We start from the raw sequence: 23306 nt of genomic DNA, 5'->3' as shown, positions 1-23306 counted from the left end.
GCAGCCTCACGCGCGACCCGCCGCGCTGTGCCGGGCAAAGGCCCGCCCGTCCGCATCGAACAGGTACGCCCGGTCCTCCTGCACGGCCAGCCGCAAGGCCTGACCCGCGCGAGGCAGCACCTGCCCGTCGAGCTGGCAGGTCAGCGTGCGGGCTTCCGCACTGGCGTGCTCGCAGTACGCATAGGTGGTCCCGCCCAGGGGCTCGACGAAGGTGACGCGCACCTCGATGGCCTGGGCGGCGTCCTCGGCCGCCTGCTTCAGGTGCTCGGGCCGCAGGCCCAGCTTCACCGGTGCACCGGGGGCCGCGCCCGTGGCGTCCACCGCGCAGCGCAGGCGCGTGCCGTCCGCCAGGCGGACGGCGGCGCCCAGGGCGTCCGCCGATTCCAGTGTCGCGTCCAGCACGTTCATCTCGGGCGAGCCGATGAAGCGCGCGACGAACAGGTTGGCGGGGTGCTCGTACAGCCCCAGCGGCGCGCCCACCTGCTCCAGGCGGCCGGCCGAGAGCACGGCGATGCGGTCGGCCAGCGTCATGGCCTCCACCTGGTCGTGCGTCACGTAGACCATCGTGGTCTTGAGGTCCTGGTGCAGCTTGGCGAACTCGTAGCGCATGCGCACGCGCAGGGCGGTGTCCAGGTTGGACAGCGGCTCGTCGAAGAGGAACACCTGCGGCTGGCGCACGATGGCGCGGCCGATGGCCACGCGCTGGCGCTGGCCGCCGGACAGGTCCCTGGGCTTGCGGTCCAGCAGGTGCTCGATGTGCAGGACCCGCGCCGCCTGGCGCACGGCGCGGTCGATCTCGCCCTTGGGCACCTTGGCCAGCTGCAACCCGAACGCCATGTTGTCGTACAGGTTCATGTGGGGGTAGAGCGCGTAGCTCTGGAACACCATGGCGATGCCGCGCTCGGCCGGCGGCACGTCGTTCACCACCCGACCGCCGATGCTCAGCTCGCCGCGCGTGATGTCCTCCAGGCCGGCGATCACCCGCAGCAGCGTGGACTTGCCGCAGCCCGACGGACCCACGAACACCATGAACTCGCCGTCGCGGATCTCCAGGTCCACGCCCTGCAGGATGGTGGTCTCGCCATAGGCCTTGGCCACGCCTTGCAGCTTCACGTCTGCCACGTCAATGCCTTTCGGCCGGTGCACGCGACGGCGCATCGGCTTGTCTCGCTCGTTTGCTTGATGTAGACAATATACATTCCGTCGTGGCCGACGACAACGTCTCTTCGATGCCGACGGCGAGGTATTGCCATAGGGAAATCATGCACTTAGGATGGCGTTCGGGTTAACCATATGTAGTCAAACTACAGAAATACGGCGAATCCGGCGATACTTTTCGACCGCGCGGCGGACGCCCGCCGCTGCCGCCCTCTTCATTGCCCGTGCGCGCCTGCCGCGCCGGCCGTACGCCATTCACCATGACGATGACCGCTGCTTCCCGTCCTCCGCGTCCCCCCTCTCCCGCGGCCGAGCCGGCCCTGTCCCTGCGCGCGGCCTTCCGCCAGCAGGTGCAGGCCGCCCTGGCCGTGTCTGCCGCGCGGCCGGGACCCGAGCTGCTGCTGCGCGCCGCCGCGGCGGCCTGCAGCGCCTTGCTGCAGCAGCGCTGGGCGCGCACCCAGGCGGAGGACGCGGCGCCGGACGACGAGCGTGTCTCGCGCCGGGTGCACTACCTGTCGATGGAGTTCCTGATGGGGCGGGCGCTGGGCAATGCCCTGGCCGCCCTGGGCCTGGAGGCGGAGCTGCGCACGCTGCTGGCCGACCACGGGCTGGAGCTGTCCGATGTGCTCGAGCGCGAGCCGGACGCCGCGCTGGGCAACGGTGGCCTGGGCCGGCTGGCGGCCTGTTTCCTGGACGCGTTCGCGGCGCAGGGCCTGCCCGCCTTCGGCTACGGCCTGCGCTACCGCTACGGCATGTTCGCCCAGGGCATCGCCGGCGGCCGCCAGGTGGAGCGCCCGGACGACTGGATGGCCCATGGCGAGCCCTGGGAGCTGCGCCGCCCCGAACTGCGCTATCCCGTGGGCTTCGGCGGCGAGGTGCAGGTGGACGGCGAGGGCCGCCACCAGTGGCGCCCCGCGGAGCGTCTGGAGGCCGAGGCCTTCGACTTCATCGTGCCGGCCCACCACAGCGAGCGTGTGGCCACGCTGCGCCAGTGGCAGGCCCGGGCCGCGGACCCGATCGACTTCGGTGCGTTCTGCCACGGCGACCATGCCGGCGCGGCCCGGCACCTGGTGGCGGCCGACGCGCTGAACTGGGTGCTCTACCCCGACGACTCCACGGACGCCGGTCGCGCGCTGCGCCTGAAGCAGGAGGCCTTCCTCGTCAGCGCCTCGCTGCAGGACCTGATCGCCCGCCACCTGGCCGAGGGCCAGCCCCTGGCCACCCTGGGCCAGCGCAACGCCGTCCACCTGAACGACACCCACCCGGCGCTGGCGCCCGCCGAGCTGATGCGCCTGCTGCTGGACGAGCACCACCTGGCATGGGACGCCGCCTGGGCCATCACGACCACGGCCGTCTCGTACACCAACCATACGCTGATGCCGGAGGCGCTGGAGACCTGGCCGGTGGCGCTGTTCGAGCGCCTGCTGCCGCGGCACCTGCAGATCGTGTACGAGATCAACCAGCGCTTCCTGGCGCAGGTGCGCACCCGCTTCCCCGGCGACGCCGCGCGCGTGGCGCGCATGTCGCTCATCGACGAAGGCGCGGCCGGGCAGCCCGGCGGCCACGGCGAGCGGCGGGTGCGCATGGCGGCCATGGCCATCGTGGCCTCGCACCGGGTCAACGGCGTCTCGGCCCTGCACAGCGAGCTGATGGTGCAGACCATCTTCGCCGAATACGCCGCGCTCTGGCCCGAGCGCTTCCACAACGTGACCAACGGCGTCACCCCCCGGCGCTGGCTGGCCCAGGCCAACCCCGGCCTGGCGCGCCTGCTGGACACGCACATCGGCACCGCCTGGCGCAAGGACCTGTCGCAGCTGGCGACGCTCAAGGCGCATGCGGGCGACGCGACGCTGCAGCGCGAGTTCCTGGCCGTGAAGCGGGCGAACAAGCGCCGGCTGGCCGAGCGCGTCCTGCGCGACACCGGCCTGCGCGTCGACGTCGACAGCCTGTTCGACGTGCAGATCAAGCGCATCCACGAATACAAGCGCCAGCTGCTCAACCTGCTGCACGTGGTGGCCCGCTACCAGGCCATCGTCGACGCCCCCGGGGGCGACTGGCAGCCGCGCACGGTGCTGATCGCCGGCAAGGCGGCCTCGGCCTACCACACGGCCAAGCAGGTGATCCGGCTGGCGCACGACATCGGCGCCGTGGTGAATGCCGACCCGCGCGTGGCCGGGCGGCTGCAGCTCGTGTTCCTGCCCAACTACGGCGTGAGCCTGGCCGAGGCGATCCTGCCCGCGGCGGACCTGTCCGAGCAAATCTCCACGGCAGGCACCGAGGCCTCGGGCACCGGCAACATGAAGTTCGCCCTGAACGGCGCGCTGACCATCGGCACCTGGGACGGCGCGAACATCGAGATGGCCGAGGCCATGGGCGTGGAGGACATGTTCGTGTTCGGCCTGCGTGCCGACGAGGTGGTGCGCACGGTCGCCGCGGGCTACCGCCCCGCCGAGGTGGCGCGGGCGCACCCCCCGCTGCAGCGGGTGCTCGACGCCATCGCCGGCGGGCAGTTCAGCCCGGACGAGCCGGCGCGCTACCGGGCGCTGGTGGACAGCCTGCTGCACACCGACCGCTACCTGCTGCTGGCCGATTTCGCCGACTACGTGGCCGCGCAGCAGCGCGTGGATGCGCTGTACCGGCAACCCGCGGCGTGGGCCGGGCAGGCGCTGCGCAACGTGGCCGGCATGGGCGCGTTCTCGGCCGACCGCACCATCCGCGACTACGTGGAACGTGTCTGGGCCGTGCCCGAGCGCGGCTGAGCGGGCTGCCCGGTCAGCGTATAAGACGCCGCATGCTCGACGACACGAATGTCCAGGCCCTGCTGGCCGCCCGCCATGGCGACCCGTTTTCGGTGCTCGGCCTGCACCATGAAGACGATGGCCAGCTGTGGCTGCGGGTCATCTGGCCCAGTGTGTCCGCCATCGATGTGCTCGATGCCCGCAGCAGCCGGCTGCTCACGCGGCTGAAGGCACGCGACCCCGAGGGCTTCTTCGAGGCGCCGATTCCGCGCCGCCACCAGCGCTTCGCCTACCGGCTGCGCCTGCACGACGCCCACGGCGCGCTGCTGGCCGAGGTGGCCGACGCCTATGCCTTCGGCAAGCTGCTGGCCGATGCCGACCTGGACTTGCTGCGCGAGGGCCGGCACCCGCGGCCCTACACCGTGCTGGGCGCGCACGCCATGACGCTGCAGGGGGTGGCGGGCGTGCGCTTCGCGGTGTGGGCGCCGAACGCCCGTCGCGTGAGCGTCGTGGGCGACTTCAACCAGTGGGACGGCCGACGCCATCCCATGCGCTACCGCCACGAGGGCGGGGTGTGGGAGATCTTCGTTCCGCACGTCATCGAGGGCGACCTCTACAAGTTCGAGGTGGTGGCGCGCGACGGGGCCCTGCTGCCGCTCAAGGCCGACCCCTATGCCCGCGCCGCGCAGCTGCGGCCCGACACCGCCAGCCGCGTGGCGGGGCTGCCCGCACCGCGCGCGCTGCCGCCCGGCCGCGCGCAGGCCAATCGCACCGACGCGCCGGTGTCCATCTACGAGGTGCACCTGCCCTCCTGGAAGCGGCTCGGCTCGGGCGCCTTCCCCACCTGGGACGACCTGGCGGCGGCGCTGCCCGAGTACGCCGCGGGCATGGGCTTCACCCATGTGGAGCTCCTGCCCATCACCGAGCACCCGTACGACGGCTCCTGGGGCTACCAGACGCTGGGCCAGTACGCCGCCAGCGCGCGCTTCGGGCCGCCCGAGGGGCTGACGCGCTTCGTCGAGGCCTGCCACGCCCGCGGGCTCGGTGTGCTGCTGGACTGGGTGCCGGCGCACTTCCCGAGCGATGGGCATGGCCTGGCGCAGTTCGACGGCACACCGTTGTACGAGTACGCCGACCCGCGCGAGGGCGTGCACCGGGACTGGAACACGCTGATCCCCAACTTCGCCCGCCACGAGGTGCGCAACTGGCTGGCCGGCAGCGCGCTGTACTGGCTGGAGCGCCACGGCGTCGACGGCCTGCGCGTGGACGCGGTGGCCTCCATGCTGTACCGCGACTACTCGCGCCCCGAGGGGCAGTGGGTGCCCAACGTGCACGGCGGCCGGGAGAACCTGGAGGCCATCTCGCTGCTGCGCGAGGTGAATGCGCGCGTCTCGGCGGACGCCCCCGGCACGGTGACGATGGCCGAGGAATCCACCGCCTTCCCCGGCGTCACGGCGCCGGTGGGCGAGGGCGGCCTGGGCTTCGCCTGCAAGTGGAACATGGGCTGGATGAACGACACCCTGGCCTACATCCGCCAGGACCCGATCTACCGCCGCTGGCACCACGACAAGATCCGCTTCGGCCTCAGCTATGCGTTCAGCGAGCGCTACGTGCTGCCCATCTCGCACGACGAGGTGGTGCACGGCAAGGGCTCGATGCTGGCCAAGATGCCGGGCGACGACTGGCAGCGCTTCGCCAACCTGCGGGCCTACTACGGCTTCATGTGGGGCCACCCGGGCAAGAAGCTGCTGTTCATGGGCCAGGAGTTCGCCCAGCCCGACGAGTGGCACCACGACGCGTTCCTGCCCTGGCGCCGGCTGGACGATCCGCGGCATGCCGGCGTGCACGCGCTGGTGCGCGACCTGAACCACCTGTACACCGGCACGCCCGCGCTGCACCGCCTGGATGCCCAGGCCGCCGGCTTCGAATGGCTGGCCCAGGAGGACGCGGAGAACTCGGTCTTCGCCTGGGCGCGGCACGATGGCGCGGGTGGCACGGTGGTGGTGGTCTGCAACTTCACGCCGGTGCCGCGGCCGGGCTACCGCATCGGCCTGCCGGCCGGTGTGCTGCGCCTGCGCGAGCTGCTGAACACCGACGCCACGGCGTACGGCGGCAGCGGCCTGCGGCACGAGGGGCCGCGGGTGGCCGAGCCGGTGGCATGCGAAGGACGCGATGTGTCGGTGGCCCTGCACCTGCCGCCGCTGTCGGTGGTGTTCCTGGCGGGGGAGCGGGGATGACCTGCCCGTTCGCCAGATCCGCCCGCCTCCTGTGCGGCGTGGCCCGCCGCCCACCGGCGCCGTAGCGACATGCCGTCCGCGTCGTCCTTCCCTCTGCTCGCCGGCCGCCCCGAGCCGCTGGGCGCCCATGTGCGCGACGGCGGGGTGAACGTGGCCGTGTGGTCGGAGCATGCGGAGCGCATCGAGCTGTGCCTGTTCGATGCGGCAGGCGGCGAGGAGACCGCGCGCGTGCCGCTGCACGGCCCCGTCGACGGCGTGTTCCATGGCTTCCTGCCCGGCGCCCGCGCGGGCCTGGTGTACGGGCTGCGTGCCCACGGGCCCCATGCGCCCGGGCAGGGCCACCGCTTCAACCCGCACAAGCTGCTGCTGGACCCGTATGCCCGCGAGATCGTCGGCCGCTTCGAGGGCCGGCCCGAGCACCACGGCTACACGCTGGGCCATCCGGACGGCCCGCGGTCCTTCGATGCGCGCGACAACGCGGCGTCGGCGCTGAAGGCGCGCGTGGCGGCGCCGCCGCCGGCCTCGCGACGCCCGTCACCGCCGCGCCACGCGGCCGACCGGCTGGTGCTGTACGAGGTGCACGTCAAGGGCTTCACCCGGCTGCATCCCGCCATCCCGCCCCCGTGGCGCGGCACCTATGCCGGCATGGGCCACCCGGCGGCGGTAGCCCACCTGCGCGCGCTGGGCGTGACCACGGTGTCGCTGCTGCCGGTGCACTACCACCTGGACGAGCCGCACCTGCACGGCAGCGGCCGGGTCAACTACTGGGGCTACAACACGCTGGGCTTCTTCTGCCCGGACCCGCGCCTGGCGAGCCAGCCGGACGACCCCGCGGCGGTGGCGGCCGAGTTCCGGGCCATGGTGGACGCGCTCCATGCGCAGGGCATCGAGGTGGTGCTGGACGTGGTCTACAACCACACGCCCGAAGGCAACGAGCACGGGCCCACGCTGAGCTGGCGCGGCCTGGACAGCCGCAGCTGGTACCGGCTCGACCCGGCCGACCCCGGCCGCCATGCCGACCACACCGGCTGCGGCAACACCCTGAACCTGGCGCACCCGCGTGTCACCCAGTTCGTGCTGGATTCCCTGCGCTTCTGGGTGCAGGACATGGGCGTGGACGGCTTCCGCTTCGACCTGGCGCCGGTGCTGGGACGCACGGAGGCGGGCTTCGATCCGCAGGCGGCGTTCTTCACCGCCTTGCGCCAGGACCCGGTGCTGGCCCGCGCGCACCTCATCGCCGAGCCCTGGGACGCCGGCCCGCAGGGCTACCAGCTTGGCCACTTCCCGGGCCGCTTCCTGGAGTGGAACGACCGCTTCCGGGATGCCGCGCGGGGCTACTGGCTGGGCCGGGGCGTGTCGCGGGGCGAGTTCGCCCGCCGCTTCACCGCCAGCAGCGACCTGTTCCACCACGCCGGCCGGGCGCCGGCGGCGTCGGTGAACTTCATCGCGGTCCACGACGGCTTCACGCTCGCGGACCTGGTGAGCCACGACACCAAGCACAACCACGCCAACGGCGAAGACAACCGTGACGGCCGCGACGGCGAGCTGTGCGCGGCGTTCGGCCCCGAGGGCCCGAGCGACGACCCCGCCGTGCGCGACACCCGCGCCCGCGTGCAGCGCGCGCTGCTGGCCACGCTGATGCTGGCCCAGGGCACGCCCATGCTGCAGGCGGGCGACGAGCTCGGCCGCAGCCAGGGTGGCAACAACAACGCGTACTGCCAGGACAACCCCACCAGCTGGCTGGACTGGGACCATGCCGACGAGCCGCTGCAGCGATTCGTGGAGGCGCTGGCCGCGCTGCGGCAGGAGGCCGCGCTGCTGCGCCACCCGCGCTGGTTCGTGGCCGGCCCGCCGGGCCCGGGGGACGCCGCCATCGCCTGGCTCACCGCCGACGGCACGGCGATGCAGCCCGTCGACTGGCAGACGCCCCCGGCCGCGGGCGGCGACGCGGCCGCGTCCCTGCCCTTCGCCTGCCGCCTGCATGGCCATGCCGCCGCGCGCCACGAGCGCGTGCTGGACTGGCTGCTGATCTTCAACCCCACGCCCCAGCCGGTGCCCTTCGTGTTGCCGGCCGGTGACTGGGCATTGCGCCTGGACAGCAGCGGCCAGCTGCCCGGCGGCCACGGCCGCGCGGCCAGCCACCACTTCACCGCGCCGGCGCGCAGCCTGCTGGTGCTGTGCGAGCTGCCCGACACCTTCGACCCCGACCCCGACTTCCTGCCATGACCACCTGCTCCGCTGCGCCCGCCGCCACCCATGCGCTCCAGGACCTGACGCAGCGCCGCGCCGGCGTGCTGCTGCACATCACCTCGCTGCCCGGCCCGCACGGCCTGGGGGACTTCGGCCCCGATGCCTACCGCTTCGTGGACTGGCTGCAGGCCGCGGGGCAGCGCGTGTGGCAGTGGCTGCCCAGCACGCCCATCGGCCCCGGCGACTCGCCCTACCAGGGCGTGAGCGCGTTTGCCGGCAGCCCGTGGATGGTGGCGCTGGAGCCGCTCGTCCAGCGCGGCTGGCTGGTGTCGCCGGCGCTGCCGGCCGGCGGCTTCTGCGCCGAACGGGTCGACTACGGGCGGGTGCTGCCCTGGCGCGAGGCGCGGCTGCGCGACGCCTTCGCGGGCTTCCGCGCGCAGGCGGGCGCGGCCGACCGCGCGGCGCACGACGCGTTCTGCGCCGCCGAGGCCGGCTGGCTCGACGACTACGCGCTGTTCATGGCGATCCGCTCGCCGCGCGGCGGCCAGCCGTGGTGGGAGTGGCCCGCCCCGCTGGCGCGGCGCGAGCCGGCCGCGCTGGCCGCGGCGCGGCGCGAGCATGCCGAGGAGACCGCCTTCTGGCGCTTCGTGCAGTGGTGCTTCGCCGAGCAGGTGGCGGCGCTGAAGGCGTACGCCAAGGCCCGCGGCGTGGCCCTGATGGGCGACCTGCCCATCTTCGTGGCGCACGATTCGGCCGACTGCTGGTCGCGGCCGGACCTGTACCACCTGGACGGGCAGTTCCGCACCACCGTGGTCGCCGGCGTGCCGCCCGACGACCTGGGCCCGCTGGGCCAGCGCTGGGGCAACCCGCTGTACCGCTGGGACCGCATGGCCGACGAAGGCTACGCCTGGTGGACGGCACGCGTGCGCCGCGCGCTGGTGAGCGCCGACATCTTCCGCATCGACCACTTCCGTGGCTTCGCGGAGTACTACGAGATCCCGGGCGACAGCCCGGACGCACGCCAGGGGCGCTGGCTGCCTGGCCCGGGCCGCGCGCTGTTCGCGGCCATCGAGGCCGAGCTGGGCCGCCTGCCGATCGTGGCCGAGGACCTGGGCTACATCACGCCGGACGTGCATGCGCTGCGGAACGCCTGCGGCTTCCCGGGCATGAAGATCCTGCAGTTCGGCTTCGGCGCGCAGGCCGACCATGAGTTCCTGCCGCACACCTGGACGCCGGCCTGCGTGGCCTACACGGGCACGCACGACAACGACACCGTGCGCGGATGGTGGCAGCACGCCGGCGTGCGCGAGCGGGCCTTCGCGGGCAGCTACCTGGCCTGTGGCGAGCACGATGTGCACTGGGCCATGATCCGCGCCTGCTGCAACTCGGTGGCGGCGATGGCGGTGTTCCCGCTGCAGGACGTGCTGGGCCTGCCCAGCGAGCACCGCATGAACATCCCCGGCGTGCTGGGCGGCAACTGGAGCTGGCGCTTCACCTGGCCGATGGTGAGCGACGAGATCACGCGGGTGCTGGGGCTCATCACCGCCGCCAGCGGGCGCGGGCCCTTCGAGCTGCTGCGCCTGCCCTGAGATGGTCCGCGCGTCGCAGGAGTCGGTGGACCCGGTGGCGCATGTCGCCTGGTCGCGTCAGGCGACGATCTACGAAGTCAACCTGCGGCAGTACACGCCCGAGGGCACGTTCAACGCCTTCGCCGCCCACCTGCCACGGCTGCAGCGCATGGGCGTGGCCATCGTGTGGCTCATGCCCGTGCACCCCATCGGCCAGCGGCACCGCAAGGGCACGCTCGGCAGCGGCTACGCGGTGCGGGACCACCTCGCCGTGAACCCCGAGTTCGGCACGCTCGACGAGCTGCGTGCGCTGGTGGCGCGGGCGCATGCGCTGGGCCTGCGCGTCATCCTCGACTGGGTGGCCAACCACACCGCGTGGGACCACCCATGGCTGTCGGCGCACCCCGAGTGGTACCAGACCGATGCCCGCGGCGAGATCGCCTCGGTCACCTTCGGCGAGGGGGCGGCGAGGGAAGAATGGACTGACGTGGTGGCGCTGGACTACCGCCAGCCCGCGCTGCGCGCCGCCATGGTGGAGGCCATGGCCTGGTGGGTGCGCGAGGTGGACGTCGACGGCTTTCGCTGCGACGTGGCGGGCCTGGTGCCGACCGACTTCTGGAACGGTGCGCGCGCCGCGCTCGATGCGATCAAGCCGGTGTTCCTGCTGGCCGAATGGAGCGACCCGGGCCTGCACGCGCGGGCCTTCGACATGACCTACGACTGGGCGCTGCAGGAGCTGATGGTGGCCATGGCGCAGGGGCGGGCAGGCAAGCCGGATCTGCTGCGCCACCTGCACGAGCGGGCGACGGCGTTTCCCGCCGACGCCTACCGCATGACCTTCACGAGCAACCACGACATCAATGCGTGGAAGGGCAGTGACGTGGAGCTGTTCGGCGAGGCCTTGTGCGCCATGGCGGTGCTGGCCGCCACGCTGCCCGGCATGCCGCTGGTGTACGGCGGCCAGGAGGCGGGGCTCGACCGGCGCCTGGCCTTCTTCGAGAAGGACCCCATCGCCTGGGGCGACCGGCCTCTGGAGGCGTTCTTCACGTCCTTGCTGCAGCTCAAGCGGCGCCACCCGGCGCTCGCCAATGGGGCCTGGGGAGGGCCGCTGGAGCCCATCGATGTGCCTCATCCCGCCCTCTTCGCCTTCCGCCGGGCGCGCGGCGGGCAGGCATTGACGGTGGTGGTGAACCTGGGCGGCGAGGCGGCGTGCGCGCCGGTCGATGGGCTGGGAACCGTGGAGCTGCCCGGCTGGGGCTGGCGCTGGGTGGAATGCGTTTCCGCCTGAGCCACCCCGGGCCGTTTGGCCTGGGCACCCCCTGGCCGTTCGGCCTGGGCACCCCCTGGCCGTTCGGCCCGAGCACCCCCTGGCCGTTCGGCCTGAGCCTGTCGAAGGCCCGCACAGCTCTCTGTTCGGCCTGAGCCCTTCGACAAGCTCAGGACAGGCCTGTCGGAGGCCCTTGGCGTTCAAGGGGTGTGCCAGCCCGCACCGGCACCCACCCCGGCCGGCTCATGCGTCCGCGCCCTCGGCCTGAAGGCCGAGGGTGCCCTGCGATGCTCGGCCCCGGGTCGCGCGGCTCAACTCGCTTCGTTCGCTGCGCTCACTGCGCTCGGACAGTCGCCGCGAGTCAGATCACGATGCGCGCTGACGCGCGCCGACCCGCGTCCTGCGCTTCTCGGCGCTCCCAAATCGCCGGCCGGGGCGGGCGCCGGCGCCGGCAGGCGAGCGGCTCGTCCTGTCACGCAGCCCTTCGACGAGCTCAGGGCGAACGGGGAGGGCTCCGCTCGCTCACGGACCGTTCGGCTGAGCCACCCCACCTGTTCGGCCTGAGCCTGTCGAGGGCCCTCCCTCGCCGCCGCACCCACGCCTCCCCGGCACCCCCGACACCCGCCACGCCGGGCGATTTCGGGAGCGGCGAGAAGCGCAGGACGGCCGGCAGCGCGCCGGTCTGGCGCGCCTCGTCCTCTGACTCGCCGTCCGGTGTCTGAGCGCAGCGGGCGACAGCCCGCGCAGCGAGTTCGGCGGCGTGCCGGCCGGCCGAGCATCGCAGCGGACCCTCGGCCGCCAGGCCGAGGGCGCGGACGCATGAGCCCGGTGGGGCGGGTGTCGGGGGTGGCGCGCGCCGGCCTTGGCACGCGGGCCTTCGACAGGCCTGTCCTGAGCTTGTCGAAGGGCTCAGGCTGAACGGTAAGGGACAGGGCCTTCGACCAGCTCATGCAGAACGGGGTGGGACGAGCCCAGTCCGAACCGATCGAGGGTGGGCGCCGGGTCCTACCTCGCCAGCTCGATCACCATCGCCCGCCGCGGCGGCACCACCAGCGCATGCCCCAAGTCCACCGCCGCGCCGCTCAGCACGTCCACGCCGCGCGTGCCGGCCGGCAGCACCTCGGCAAAGCGCCGCGTGTCCAGCGTGACCGGTTCGGTGGCCTTGCTCAGCACCACCATCACCGTGGCGCCGGTGGCATCGTCGCGGCGGAAGTAGGTGTAGGTGCCGCGGTCGGGCGCGAAGTGCAGGAAGCGGCCGCGGTGCACCGCCGTGGCCGTGCGGCGCCAGGTGAACAGGCGCTGCACGGTCGCCTGCATCTCGCGCTGCGCGGCGCTCAGGCCCGCGCCCGTGAAGGCGTTGACGCGGTCACCCGGCCAGCCGCCGGGGAAATCGCTGCGCACGATGCCGTCGTCGCGGTGCAGCGGGCTGGTCATCAGAACCTCGCCGCCGTAGAAGAACTGTGGCGTGCGCACGGCGGTGGCCAGGTAGGCCACGAGCAGCTGGTTCAGCGCCAGGTCCTCGCCGAGCGCGGAGAACACGCGCGAGGTGTCGTGGTTGCCGTCGAACAGCCACAGGCGTTCAGGGGCGGGATAGAGCCGGTCGTTCACCAGCGCCTCGTACAGCCGCCCCAGCCCCACGCCGTAGCCCTGGCCCTCCGGCTCGGTGAGGGCCTGCCTGAGCACGCCGTACAGCGGGAAGTCCATCATCGCCGGCATGGCCGAGCGCGCCTCGGGCGCCGTGTCGGCCACCGGCGAGCCCTGCAGCCAGTAGGCCACCAGCACGGGGTGCTCGGTCATCTCCTCGCCCACCAACGCGAGCCGGGGGTACTCGGCGCGGATGGCGGCCACCCAGCGTGCGAGGAAGGCCTTGTCCGAGTACGGGTGCGTGTCCACGCGGATGCCCGACAGGCCCGCTTCCTCCACCCACCAGATGGCTTGCTGGATGAGGGCGCGCGCCAGCACCGGATGGCGCTGGTTCAGGTCGGGCATGGTGGGCACGAACCATCCGTCCTGGAAGGCCTCGGCATCCGCCCGGGCGGCGTAGCGGTCGGCCACCGTCACGTGGCGGTGGTTGGTCTCCGCATACGGGGCGCCCTGGCGGTTGAACCAGTCGGGCGCGGGCGGGTCGGCCAGCCAGGGGTGGCCGGAGCCGATGTGGTTGGGCACCAGGTCCTGGATCACGCCGATGCCGCGGGCGCGCGCCTCGGCGGTGAAGCGCAGGTAGTCGGCGTGCGTGCCGAAGCGGGGGTCGATCCGGTACAGGTCGGTGGCCGAGTAGCCGTGGTAGCTGTAGCGCGGCTGGCGGTTCTCCAGCAGGGGCGTGGGCCACACCTGGGTGAAGCCCAGGCGGGCGATGTAGTCCAGGGCGGCGGTCATGCCGGCCAGGTCGCCGCCGTGGCGGCCGCCGGGCTCGGCGCGGTTCGTGGGGTCGCCCAGCCCGTCATGGTCGTCGTTGGCCGGGTCACCGTTGGCGAAGCGGTCCGGCACCAGCAGGTACACCGCGTCCTGCGGGCCGAAGCCGGCGCGCCCGGCCGAGCCGGGCGCCCGGGCGCGCAGCGTGTAGCGGTGGGTCAGCAGCGTGCGGCCGCCACGCTGCAGTGCCAGCGTCACCGGCCCGGGCGCCGCCCCGGGCGGCACGGCCAGCTCCACCGCCAGGTAACGCGGGTTGGGCAGGGCGGTGGTGCGGGCCACGCGCACCCCCGCGGGGCCGGACTGCACCCGGGCCTGCAGGCCGCCCAGGTCCTGGCCCTGCAGCAGCAGCTGCACGGTGGGCGCCCGCATGCCGGCCCACCAGTGCGGCGGGTCCACCCGGGCGATGGACGCGGCCCGCGCGGCGCTGGCGAGCGCGCAGATGGCGGCCAGGCCGGCCATGGCGAGCTGACGGAGAAGGGCGTGGCTCATCGGATGTCGAAGACGTGGACGGATTGCGGCGGCAGCGACAGGCCACGGGGGTCGGGCGGCAGGCCGTCCGCGCCGTCACCCGGCGGGAACAGCCGTGTCAGCACCGCGCCGGGGGCCAGCCCCGGGATCACCAGCCGCGCCGGCTCGCTGCCGTAGTGGATGACCACCAGCGTGCGCTCGCTGCCCAGGCGGCGCTGGAAGGCCAGCGTGTGCCCCTGGGCCACGGGGTGTTCGTAGCCACCGCGGGCGACCGAGGGCCGGTCGTTGCGCAGCCGGATCAGCGTGCGGTAGAAGGCCAGCAGCGAGCCGGCGTCCCTGCGCTGCGCGGCGACGTGGTGCGAGGCGGCGTTGGGCGCCGCCGGCCGGAAGGGCGTGCCGGTGGTGAAGGCGCCCGGGCCGCGCGCGTCGGCGGCCCAGCTCATGGGCGAGCGGATGGGCAGGTCCTCGGCCAGGCCCGGCACGCTGGCCTGGCCGATCTCCTCGCCGTAGTAGACGAACGGGGTGCCGGGTTGCAGCAGGTAGCCCGCGGCCGCCAGGCGGTAGCGCGCCTCGTCGCCGCCCACCTGGTCCCACAGGCGCAGGCCGGCAAAGATGTCGTGGTTGGACACGAAGGTGGCCAGGCGCGGCGTGGCGGCCACAGGGAAGCGCGCCAGCGCCTGCACGGCGGCTGCATCGCCGCGTGCGGCGGCCACGTAGTGCTGCACGTGGCCGAAGGCGAAGGCGCCGCCGCACACCGCCTCGTCGGCATAGGCCGCGGGCTCGGCGGTGGCCTCGCAGACGACGTACCGGCCGGGGTAGCGGTGGATCTCCTGCTGCAGCCGCCGCGTGAGGGCGCGGCTTTCCGGCTGGTCGTTCCAGTGCACCGCGTCGCGCTCCACCATGTGCGGCACGGCGTCCAGCCGGAAGCCGTCCAGGCCGCGGTTGAGCCAGAAGCGCAGGCTGTCCAGGTGGTAGGCCAGCACCTCGGGGTTCGTCAGGTCGAAGTCCGGCATGTGCGGACCGAAGGTGCCGAAGTAGGCCCCCAGGGGCGACGCGGCCTGCGCCGGCGTGGGTTCGGGCAGGTCCTTGGGAGGGCCGGTGAAGCGCCAGGGCTGCGCCGCGGTGCTGTACCAGGGGTTCTTGCCCCAGATGTCCCAGCCGGCGGGCCGCTGCGGGCGGAACACGTACCAGGCGCGCCAGGGGCTGTCCGGCCGGCTGCGCGCGTCCACGAACCAGGGGTGCTCGGCGGCGCTGTGGTTGATGACGTAGTCCATCACCACGCCGATGCCGCGTGCGTGCGCCTCGCGGATGAGCAGGTCGAAGTCGGCCAGCGTGCCGTACTCCGGGGCGATGCCGCGGTAGTCGGTCGTGGCGTAGCCGTGGTCGCCGTCGGCGTTCGGCTGGATGGGCATGAGCCACAGCCCGCGCACGCCGAGGTCCGCCAGGTGGTCGAGCCGCTGGACGAGGCCGCGCAGGTCGCCGATGCCGTCGCCGTCGGAGTCCTGGTAGGCGCGGACGAAGATCTCCATGAAGACGCCGTGCTGCCACCCGGCGGGCAGGCCACTGGACGTCGGCGCCCACGGCACCGGCCGGCGGTCCACCGCTGCCGCGGCCCGCGCACTGTCGGCGGGCGGCTGCGCCCGAGCCGGCGCAGCGGCCACGGTGGCGCACAGCGCCCCCAGGCAGACAATGTAGTAAAGGTACTTCATCGATGGGATCACCAGGCCATGCAGTGCGTGCGGAGCATAGGGCAACTCCTGGATCCGCACCATCCGTTGTGGCGGCATGATGTAGTTTTGCTACCTATGTTCCACCGGATTTCCCCGACCTGCACGATGCGAGCGCCCATGTCCTGCTTCCGGCGGGGGCCTGCCGCCGTCGCCGTCGCCGCCGCCGTCGCGGCCGGAGTGAGCGCCGCGGCCCTCGCCGGCCCGGTGGCCGCGGCGGTTCCGGCGGCCTGCGACGCGCCCGGCCACACCACCCTGCTCAGCCCTGCCCCCGCCGGCGAGCCGGCCCACGCCGAGGCGGTGTGGCTGGACGACCGGCGGCTGCACTGGCCGGGCGCGCCCACGGCGGAGGCTGGCTCCGCCGCGCCTGCCGCCTTCTGGCTGCTGCACGACCCCGAGGCCCGCGAGGCGCCTCGGCCGGGCCAGCCGCTGCCGCCCACGGCCAGCGCCTGGCGCCTGGACGCGGCCGGGTCGCAGGGTGAGGGGCGCGCCCCCGCCGCCGCGCCGGGAGAGCGCTGGCGGCACCTGGCGCCGGGCATGACGCTGGCGCTGCCTGCCGCGGCCGCGGCCGGTGTCGCCGGACGGTTGCCGGGGGCCTGGTGGCTGGTGCGCACGTCGCCCGACGGGGTGTCATCGGGGGCGCCGCGCGTGCAGGCCGCGACGGCGCCGCAGCATGCCGCCTTGCTCGACGCGCTCTTCCCGGCCGCGGCGGACCCGGCGGTGCTGCCGCAGCTGGGCGCGGTGACGCGGCGCGGCCAGCCCACCGGCTTCCATCTCTGGGCCCCCACGGCGCGCGCCGTCGGGGTCTGCGTGCATGCGGCCCCCGAGGGGCCGGCGACCGCGTGGCTGCCCCTGCAGCGCGACCCGCGCACCGGCGCCTGGCAGGCGCGCGCGCCGGCCGACTGGCGGGGCCGCACCTACACCTACCTGGTGGAGGTGTACGTGCCGGGCACCGGCTGGGTGCGCAACCGGGTGACCGACCCCTACGCCGTCAGCCTCACCGCCGACAGCGCGCGTGCCGCGCTGCTCGACCTGGACGATGCCGCCCTGAAGCCACCGGGCTGGGACGGCCACCGGGCGCCCGCGCTGGCCGCGCCCACCGATGCGGTGATCTACGAACTGCACGTGCGGGACTTCTCGCTGCACGACCCGGACGTGCCAGCCGCCCACCGCGGCCGCTACCTGGCCTTCACCCATGCCGGCTCGCGGGGCATGCGCCACCTGCGCGACCTGGCGCGCGCCGGCCTGACGGACGTCCACCTGCTGCCGGTGTTCGACCTGGCCAGCGTGCCCGAGCGCGGCTGCGTCACCCCCCGCCTTCCCGCGGCCGCGCCGGACAGCCCGGCGCCGCAGGCCGCGCTGCGGGCGGTGGCCGCCACCGACTGCTTCAACTGGGGCTACGACCCCTGGCACTACAACGCCCCCGAGGGCAGCTACGCCACCGACGCGGTCGACCCGGCGGTGCGCGTGCGCGAGCTGCGCGCCGCCGTGATGGCGCTGCACCGCGCCGGCCTGCGCGTGGGCATGGACGTGGTCTACAACCACACCTCCGCCTCGGGGCAGTCGCTGCCCTCGGTGCTGGACCGCATCGTGCCCGGCTACTACCACCGTCTCGATGCGCAGGGCCGGGTGGAGCGCTCGACCTGCTGCGACAACACCGCCACGGAGCACGCCATGATGGCGCGGCTCATGATCGACTCGGTGGCGCTGTGGGCGCGCGCCTACCGCATCGACGCCTTCCGCTTCGACCTGATGGGCCACCAGCCGCGCGAGGCCATGCAGCGCCTGCAGGCGGTGGTGGACGCGGCGGCCGGCCGGCCCGTGCACCTGATCGGCGAAGGCTGGAACTTCGGCGAGGTGGCCGACGGCCGCCGTTTCGTGCAGGCCTCGCAGCTGAGCCTGAACGGCACGGGCATCGGCACCTTCAGCGACCGCGCGCGTGACGCGGTGCGCGGTGGCTCGGCAGGTGATTCAGGCATCGCCCTGACGCAGCGCCGCGGCTGGGTGCACGGCGGCGTGGCCGCCGACCACGCGCGCGCGCAGGAGGCCCGCACCCAGGCCGACCTGGTCCGCGCCGGACTGGCCGGCACGCTGCGCGGCTACCGCCTCACGCCCGCGGACGGCCGCACCCGCCCGCTGGCGGCGCTGGACTATGCCGGCCAGCCCGCAGGCTATGCGAGCGAGCCCGCCGAGGTGGTGAACTACGTGGAGAACCACGACAACCAGACCCTGTTCGACAACCACCTGCTCAAGCTGCCGCGCGGCCTGGACGGCCACGAGCGCGCGCGGGTGCAGCTGCTGTCGCTGGCCAGCGTGGCCTTCAGCCAGGGCGTGGCCTACTTCCATGCCGGCGGCGAGCTGCTGCGCAGCAAGAGCCTGGACCGCAACAGCTTCGATTCGGGCGACTGGTTCAACCGCATCGACTGGTCCGGCCGCCGCAGCGCCTTCGGCAGCGGCCTGCCGCCCGCCGGCGACAACGAGGCGAGCTGGCCGGTGTTCCAGCCGCTGCTGGCGGACGCGGCCCGCCTCGCGCCGACGCCGGCCGACATGGCCTTCACCCGCGCCGGCTTCCTGGACCTGCTGGCCATGCGCGCCAGCACGACGCTGTTCCGGCTGCGCACCGCCGACGAGGTGATGCAGCGCCTGAGCTTCCCGGGCAGCGGCCCGGGCGCGAACCCCTGGCTCATCGCCGCGCGCCTGGACGGGCGCGGCCTGCCCGGCGCCCGCTTCGGCGCGGTGATGGTGCTGCTCAACGCAGCCGACACGCCGCAGTCCATCACCCTGCCGGACGAGGCCGGGGCCGCTTGGCGGCTGCACCCGGTGCAGGCCCGTCGCGGCGCGGCCGACCGCCGGGTCGCCACGCAGGCCCGCATGCACCGCGCCACCGGCCGCTTCGACGTGCCGGCCCGCAGCGCGGTGGTGTTCGTGCGCTGACGCCGCCGGGCGGCGCCCCGGGCGGGGGCGGCCGGATAATCGGCCCATCCCGGCACCGCCCCCGCGCCCACCTCCCCACCGCATGGCCACCTTCGACAGCCCCCGGCTGCTCGCCGACATCGGCGGCACCTATGCCCGATTCGCCCTCGAGGTGTCGCCTGGCCAGTTCCAGCACCTGGCCAACCTGCGCTGCGCGGACCACCCGGATTTCCAGGCCACCGTGGCGGCCTACCTGGCCACCTTGCCGGCGGGCCTGGGTGTGCAGCACGCGGCCGTCGCCATCGCCAACCCGGTGGAAGGCGACCAGGTGCGCATGACCAACTACCACTGGCAGTTCTCCATCGAGCAGACCCGGCAGCGCCTGGGGCTGGAGACGCTGGTGGTGCTGAACGACTTCACCGCGCTGGCCATGGCGCTGCCGCGCCTGGGGCCGCAGGATGTGCGCCAGGTGGGCGGCGGCACGGCGCGCAAGCGCAACGTCATGGGCCTGCTCGGCTCGGGCAGCGGCCTGGGCATGTCGGGCCTCATCCCGGCCGGCGAGGGCTGGATGGCGCTGGGCTCGGAGGGCGGGCACACCAGCTTCTCGCCGCGCGACGAGCGCGAGGTCGCCATCCTGCGCCACGCGTGGACGCAGTTCGACCACGTCTCCTTCGAGCGCCTGCTCTCGGGGCCCGGCCTGGAGCTGATGCACCGCGCGCTGGCGGCGCACGCCGGCCAGCCGGTGCGTGAGCTGTCCGCGCCGGAGATCACCCAGCATGCGCTGGACGGCACCGACCCCGTCTGCGTGGACACGCTGGAGGTGTTCTGCGCCATGCTCGGCACCGCGGCCGCCAACCTGGCCGTCACGCTGGGTGCGCTGGGCGGCATCTACATCGGCGGCACCATCGTGCCGCGCCTGGGCGCCGCCTTCGACCGCTCCCCGTTCCGCGCCCGCTTCGAGGACAAGGGCCGCTTCAGCCGCTACGTGGGCGACATCCCCACCTTCGTCATCACGGCCGAGCACGCCACCTTCATCGGCGCGTCGGCGGTGCTCGATGCCCAGCTGCGCACCCTCAGCACCACGCCGGCGTCCACCCTGCTCACGCAGATCCGCCGAGCGCGCGGCGACCTCACGCCGGCCGAGCTGCGCGTGGCCGACCATGTGCTGGCGCACCCGCGCTCGGTGCTCAACGACCCCATCGCCGAGATCGCCAAGGCGGCCAACGTGAGCCAGCCCACGGTGATCCGGTTCTGCCGCTCGCTCGGCTGCGAGGGCCTGTCCGACTTCAAGCTGCGCCTGGCCTCCAGCCTCACCGGTACCGTGCCGATCACCCACACCCAGGTGACCACCGACGACTCCATGGTCGAGCTGGGCAGCAAGGTGCTGGGCAACACGGCGTCGGCCATCCTGCAGCTGCGCAGCCAGCTCAACCGGGAGATGAGCCACCGCGCCACCGAGCTGCTGCTGGCCGCGCACCGGGTGGATTTCTACGCCGCCGGCCACTACGGCGTGGTGGCGCAGGACGCGCAGTTCAAGTTCCTGCGCTTCGGCCTGCCCAGCATGGCCTACACCGACCCGCGCCTGCAGCTGCTGGCGGCCGACGTGCTGAAGGCCGGCGACGTGGCCGTGGTCATCAGCCCCAGCGGCAAGCGGCCGGAGTTGCTGGAGGTGGTGGACAAGGCCCGCGCGCGCGGCGCCCAGGTCATCGCCATCACCGCCAGCCAGACGCCGCTGGCGCGCAAGGCCGACGTGGCGCTCATCGTGGACTACCCCGAGGACGTGACCACCCACCTGCCCATGGTCAGCCGCATCCTGCACCTGCTGGTCATCGACATCCTGGCCGTGGGCCTGGCCATGCGCGGCCAGGCGGCGGAGGCCGGCTCGGCGGTGGCGCTCACCGGCGAGGGCGTGGCCGAGACGGGCGACGCCGCGGCGGGCGTGGCCCTGGCGTCGCCGCTGGCGCGGCTGACCTCGCACAGCCGCTGAGCCCCTGGCCATCCCCTGGCTCGGGCGGCCCATACCGGGGCGGCCCGCCCACAATGCGCGCTCCTGCCCGCCGGAGCCCGCCGCCATGTCCGTTTCCTTGAACCGTCGCCAGACGCTTGGCGCCCTGGCCCTCGCTGCCGCCGGCACCTGGCCCGGCCCGGCCCGCGCCGGTTCACCGCCGCGCTACCGCATCGAGGACCTGGGCGACCTGGGTGGTCCCGCGGTGCGCCCCCGGGCCCTCAACCTGCACGGCATCGCCACCGGCGAGGCGCTGAAGAATGACCGGGACGCCAACGGGGTGGCCTTTCGCGGCCCGGCCGGCGCGCTGGTCGACCAGCCGTGGACCGGCGTGGCGCACCGGGGCAACGGCATCAACGACGACGGCCTGGTGGTCGGTGACGACCAGCCCGACCACCCAGGCACCTACGCCTGCTGGATGTGGGACGGCATGCAACGCCGCGACCTCCAGGTGCGGGGCGCGCCGCATCTGCGCAGCGCGCGCGACATCAGCCAGCGCCGCGAGGTGGTGGGGCTCACGATCGATGCGCAGCTCTACCTCTACGCCGACGGGGCGGTGCGTCTGCATGAGCCCCCTGCGCGCGCCAGCTTCTGGGATGCCCTGTGCATCAACGGCAGCGGCACGGTGGGCGGCATGCTGTACCGCACCGGACGCCATCTGGTGACGGCCGGCTTCGTGATGGAACATGGCGTGGTGCGGGTGCTGGACCTGCCCGGCACCACCGACCATGGCGTGCGCGGCATCAACGACGCCGGACACGTCTGCGGCTTCCTGCGCGCCGTGCCGCGCGGGCCCGACATTCCCTTCCTGCTGCGCGAGGGGGAGCTGATCACGCTGGGGCGTCTGCCCGGCACCACCTCGTCCACCGTGGCCACGGCCCTGAACCGGCACGACATGGTCGTCGGCCAGGGCATGTGGTCGCAGTCGCCAGGCTCGTTCCGCTGGCTGGCATTCCTGTGGGTGGACGGCCGGATGCACGAACTCAACACGCTGGCCGACGCCCAGGCCCAGGGCTGGACCCTGAGGACTGCCGAGGACATCAACGACGTGGGGCAGATCCTCGGCACGGGGCTGCACCACGGGGTGCGCAGGGCCTACCTGGCCACGCCGATCTGAGAGGCCGCCGCCCGCAGGTCGGCCACCCAGCGCGGCCAGGCGCGCTCGCGCTCGTCGGGCGGCATGCGCAGCAGGGCGGCGGGGTGCCAGGTGACGTGCACCTCGAGGCCGTCCTGCGGCCGGCGCAGCGGCGGCGCGCCGCGGGAGGCGGACACCGACACCGCGGCCCCGAGCAGGGCGCGGGCCGCGGTGGCACCCAGCGCCAGCAGGCGCGTGGGCTGCACGAGCGCGATCTCCTCGTCCAGCCAGCGGCTGCAGGCCAGCACCTCCTGCTGGCCGGGCGTCTTGTGCAGCCGCCGGGTGCCGCGCAGCGTGAAGCCGAAGTGCTTCACCGCGTTGGTGAGGTAGACCGCCTCGCGCGCGATGCCGGCCTCGGCCAGCGCACGGTCCAGCAGCTGGCCGGCGGGGCCCACGAAGGCGCGGCCCTGCAGGTCCTCCTGGTCGCCCGGTTGCTCGCCCACGAGCATCAGGGCCGCGCCTGGCGGCCCCTCGCCCGCCACCGCCTGGGTGGCCTGCCGGCCGTGGGCACAGGCGGTGCAGGCCTGCGCCTGCGCCCGCACGGCGGCCAGCGCGGCGTGCGGGTCGGCGCCGGCGGCGGGCGGATCGCGGTGGGAGGGGTCGGCAGGCACCATGGCCACGGTGCGACGGCGGTGGGGCAGGGTGCCGGGGCGCTCCACCATGGCCTCGGCGCGCTGCGCCGCCGCGGCCGCCAAGGGCGCGATCAAGCGCGCCTCGGGCAGGTTGTGCCAGTACTTGCGCGGCATGTGCTGCGCCATCGTCGCCAGCTTCAGGCGCGCCGGGTTGAAGATGCTGGCGTAGTAGGTGAGCCACAGCGCCTGGGTGGCGTCCTCGGTGGGGATCTCATCGCGGCGGGCGGGGCCGCCGTGGTGCAGGCAGTGGCCGTCCCAGGCGATGCTGGCGTCGGGCGTGAAGATCGCCCAGCGCATGCGGGCGAAGCGGCGCTGGAAGAAGCCGGCCTGCGAGGCGAGCGTGTGGTGCCCGGGCTCGAACCAGGCCACGTACTGCGGGCCCAGGGGCGTGGGCCGCTCGTGGAAGCGCACGAAGGCGCGCATCTTGTGCTGGTCGCGGTGCACCGCCTGGGCCAGCGCCTGCGCGGCCAGCCAGTCGGCGTCCAGCGGGTCGCCGCGCAGGCCGGGCTCCTGCTGCAGGCGCCAGAGCAAGCGGTACAGCAGGGCGAAGCGGCCGGGGTCGCGGTGCAGCAGCGCGCTGTCGGCCAGGGCGGGGAAGGCGGCCGGCACGCGTGGCGCGGGCACGCCGGCGCACCCGGGGGCACCGTCGTCATCGTCGCGTGGCGGCGCGCCATCGAACAGACCGGGCGTCGGCTCACAGGCGTCGAGCGGCCCGCTGCCCCGTGGATCGCCCACCGGGCCGGCCACGCCCCAGGACACCGCGTGCGGTGCCACGCCGGCGCGCAGCAGGGCGCGGGCCTCGCGGCGCCAGCCCTCGGTGTCGGTCTCCGCGGCGAGCCACACGCAGCGCATGGCA

At 73.9% G+C, this 23306-nt stretch carries 12 protein-coding genes; 8 read left to right on the top strand and 4 right to left on the bottom strand.

Annotated elements, in window-relative coordinates; translation table 11 throughout:
* Positions 1–6 precede the first annotated feature (6 nt).
* A complete protein-coding gene (locus tag ACE3UN_RS02720; RefSeq protein WP_374673374.1) occupies positions 7–1122 on the bottom strand; it encodes an ABC transporter ATP-binding protein in 1116 nt (371 codons plus the stop codon).
* 296 nt (positions 1123–1418) lie between these two features.
* On the opposite strand from ACE3UN_RS02720, the gene ACE3UN_RS02715 reads away from it, so the two are divergent.
* The 5 genes from ACE3UN_RS02715 to ACE3UN_RS02695 all read left to right on the top strand — a co-directional run bounded on the left by ACE3UN_RS02715 (position 1419) and on the right by ACE3UN_RS02695 (position 11179).
* Positions 1419–3917: a glycogen/starch/alpha-glucan phosphorylase gene (locus ACE3UN_RS02715; RefSeq protein ID WP_374673373.1), complete on the top strand. Its 2499-nt coding sequence runs from the start codon at positions 1419–1421 to the stop codon at positions 3915–3917.
* Between the two features lie 32 nt (positions 3918–3949).
* A complete protein-coding gene (gene glgB / locus ACE3UN_RS02710; protein ID WP_374673372.1) occupies positions 3950–6133 on the top strand; it encodes a 1,4-alpha-glucan branching protein GlgB in 2184 nt (727 codons plus the stop codon).
* A 69-nt stretch (positions 6134–6202) separates the two neighbouring features.
* Positions 6203–8359, top strand: a complete 2157-nt coding sequence (glgX, locus tag ACE3UN_RS02705) for a glycogen debranching protein GlgX (RefSeq protein WP_374673371.1) — start codon at positions 6203–6205, stop codon at positions 8357–8359.
* Positions 8356–9912 carry a 4-alpha-glucanotransferase gene (gene malQ, locus ACE3UN_RS02700; RefSeq protein WP_374673370.1) on the top strand — a complete coding sequence of 519 codons (1557 nt, stop codon included), beginning with the start codon at positions 8356–8358 and terminating at the stop codon, positions 9910–9912. Before glgX ends, malQ begins: the two co-directional genes overlap by 4 nt.
* 1 nt (position 9913) lies before the next feature.
* Positions 9914–11179: an alpha-amylase family glycosyl hydrolase gene (locus tag ACE3UN_RS02695; protein ID WP_374673369.1), complete on the top strand. Its 1266-nt coding sequence runs from the start codon at positions 9914–9916 to the stop codon at positions 11177–11179.
* Positions 11180–12163: 984 nt separating this feature from the next.
* On the opposite strand, the gene ACE3UN_RS02690 is transcribed toward ACE3UN_RS02695, so the two are convergent.
* Positions 12164–14059, bottom strand: coding sequence for an alpha-amylase family glycosyl hydrolase (locus ACE3UN_RS02690; protein ID WP_374673368.1), 1896 nt, complete (start codon positions 14057–14059; stop codon positions 12164–12166).
* Positions 14056–15825, bottom strand: a complete 1770-nt coding sequence (locus tag ACE3UN_RS02685; RefSeq protein ID WP_374673367.1) for an alpha-amylase family glycosyl hydrolase — start codon at positions 15823–15825, stop codon at positions 14056–14058. Before ACE3UN_RS02685 ends, ACE3UN_RS02690 begins: the two co-directional genes overlap by 4 nt.
* Before the next feature lie 120 nt (positions 15826–15945).
* Here ACE3UN_RS02685 and ACE3UN_RS02680 point away from each other — a divergent pair, with 120 nt between their 5' ends.
* The 3 genes from ACE3UN_RS02680 to ACE3UN_RS02670 all read left to right on the top strand — a co-directional run bounded on the left by ACE3UN_RS02680 (position 15946) and on the right by ACE3UN_RS02670 (position 21800).
* The gene (locus ACE3UN_RS02680) at positions 15946–18699 is read left to right on the top strand and encodes an alpha-1,6-glucosidase domain-containing protein (RefSeq protein WP_374673366.1); all 2754 of its coding nucleotides are present in this window, start codon (positions 15946–15948) and stop codon (positions 18697–18699) included.
* Between the two features lie 82 nt (positions 18700–18781).
* Complete coding sequence (locus tag ACE3UN_RS02675) at positions 18782–20665, top strand: glucokinase (RefSeq protein WP_374673365.1); 1884 nt, start codon at positions 18782–18784, stop codon at positions 20663–20665.
* 85 nt (positions 20666–20750) lie between these two features.
* A complete protein-coding gene (locus ACE3UN_RS02670; RefSeq protein WP_374673364.1) occupies positions 20751–21800 on the top strand; it encodes a hypothetical protein in 1050 nt (349 codons plus the stop codon).
* Here ACE3UN_RS02670 and ACE3UN_RS02665 read toward each other — a convergent pair.
* Positions 21779–23302, bottom strand: coding sequence for a UdgX family uracil-DNA binding protein (locus ACE3UN_RS02665; protein WP_374673363.1), 1524 nt, complete (start codon positions 23300–23302; stop codon positions 21779–21781). The genes ACE3UN_RS02670 and ACE3UN_RS02665 overlap by 22 nt on opposite strands.
* Positions 23303–23306: the final 4 nt, after the last annotated feature.

This window comes from Ideonella sp. (assembly GCF_041918995.1).
In the GTDB taxonomy this organism is placed as follows: Bacteria; Pseudomonadota; Gammaproteobacteria; order Burkholderiales; family Burkholderiaceae_C; genus Ideonella.
The sequence above is the reverse complement of the archived record's forward strand: the minus strand, read 5'-3'. Positions and strand labels throughout refer to the sequence as shown.

What these genes read in the sequence shown, in the direction of transcription:
- ACE3UN_RS02715 (WP_374673373.1), top strand. Translation starts at nt 1,419, where the DNA reads ATGACGATGACCGCTGCTTCCCGTCCTCCGCGTCCCCCCTCTCCCGCG.
- glgB (WP_374673372.1), top strand. Translation starts at nt 3,950, where the DNA reads ATGCTCGACGACACGAATGTCCAGGCCCTGCTGGCCGCCCGCCATGGC.
- glgX (WP_374673371.1), top strand. Translation starts at nt 6,203, where the DNA reads ATGCCGTCCGCGTCGTCCTTCCCTCTGCTCGCCGGCCGCCCCGAGCCG.
- malQ (WP_374673370.1), top strand. Translation starts at nt 8,356, where the DNA reads ATGACCACCTGCTCCGCTGCGCCCGCCGCCACCCATGCGCTCCAGGAC.
- ACE3UN_RS02695 (WP_374673369.1), top strand. Translation starts at nt 9,914, where the DNA reads ATGGTCCGCGCGTCGCAGGAGTCGGTGGACCCGGTGGCGCATGTCGCC.
- ACE3UN_RS02690 (WP_374673368.1), bottom strand. Translation starts at nt 14,059, where the DNA reads ATGAGCCACGCCCTTCTCCGTCAGCTCGCCATGGCCGGCCTGGCCGCC.
- ACE3UN_RS02685 (WP_374673367.1), bottom strand. Translation starts at nt 15,825, where the DNA reads ATGCCGCCACAACGGATGGTGCGGATCCAGGAGTTGCCCTATGCTCCG.
- ACE3UN_RS02675 (WP_374673365.1), top strand. Translation starts at nt 18,782, where the DNA reads ATGGCCACCTTCGACAGCCCCCGGCTGCTCGCCGACATCGGCGGCACC.
- ACE3UN_RS02670 (WP_374673364.1), top strand. Translation starts at nt 20,751, where the DNA reads ATGTCCGTTTCCTTGAACCGTCGCCAGACGCTTGGCGCCCTGGCCCTC.
- ACE3UN_RS02665 (WP_374673363.1), bottom strand. Translation starts at nt 23,302, where the DNA reads ATGCGCTGCGTGTGGCTCGCCGCGGAGACCGACACCGAGGGCTGGCGC.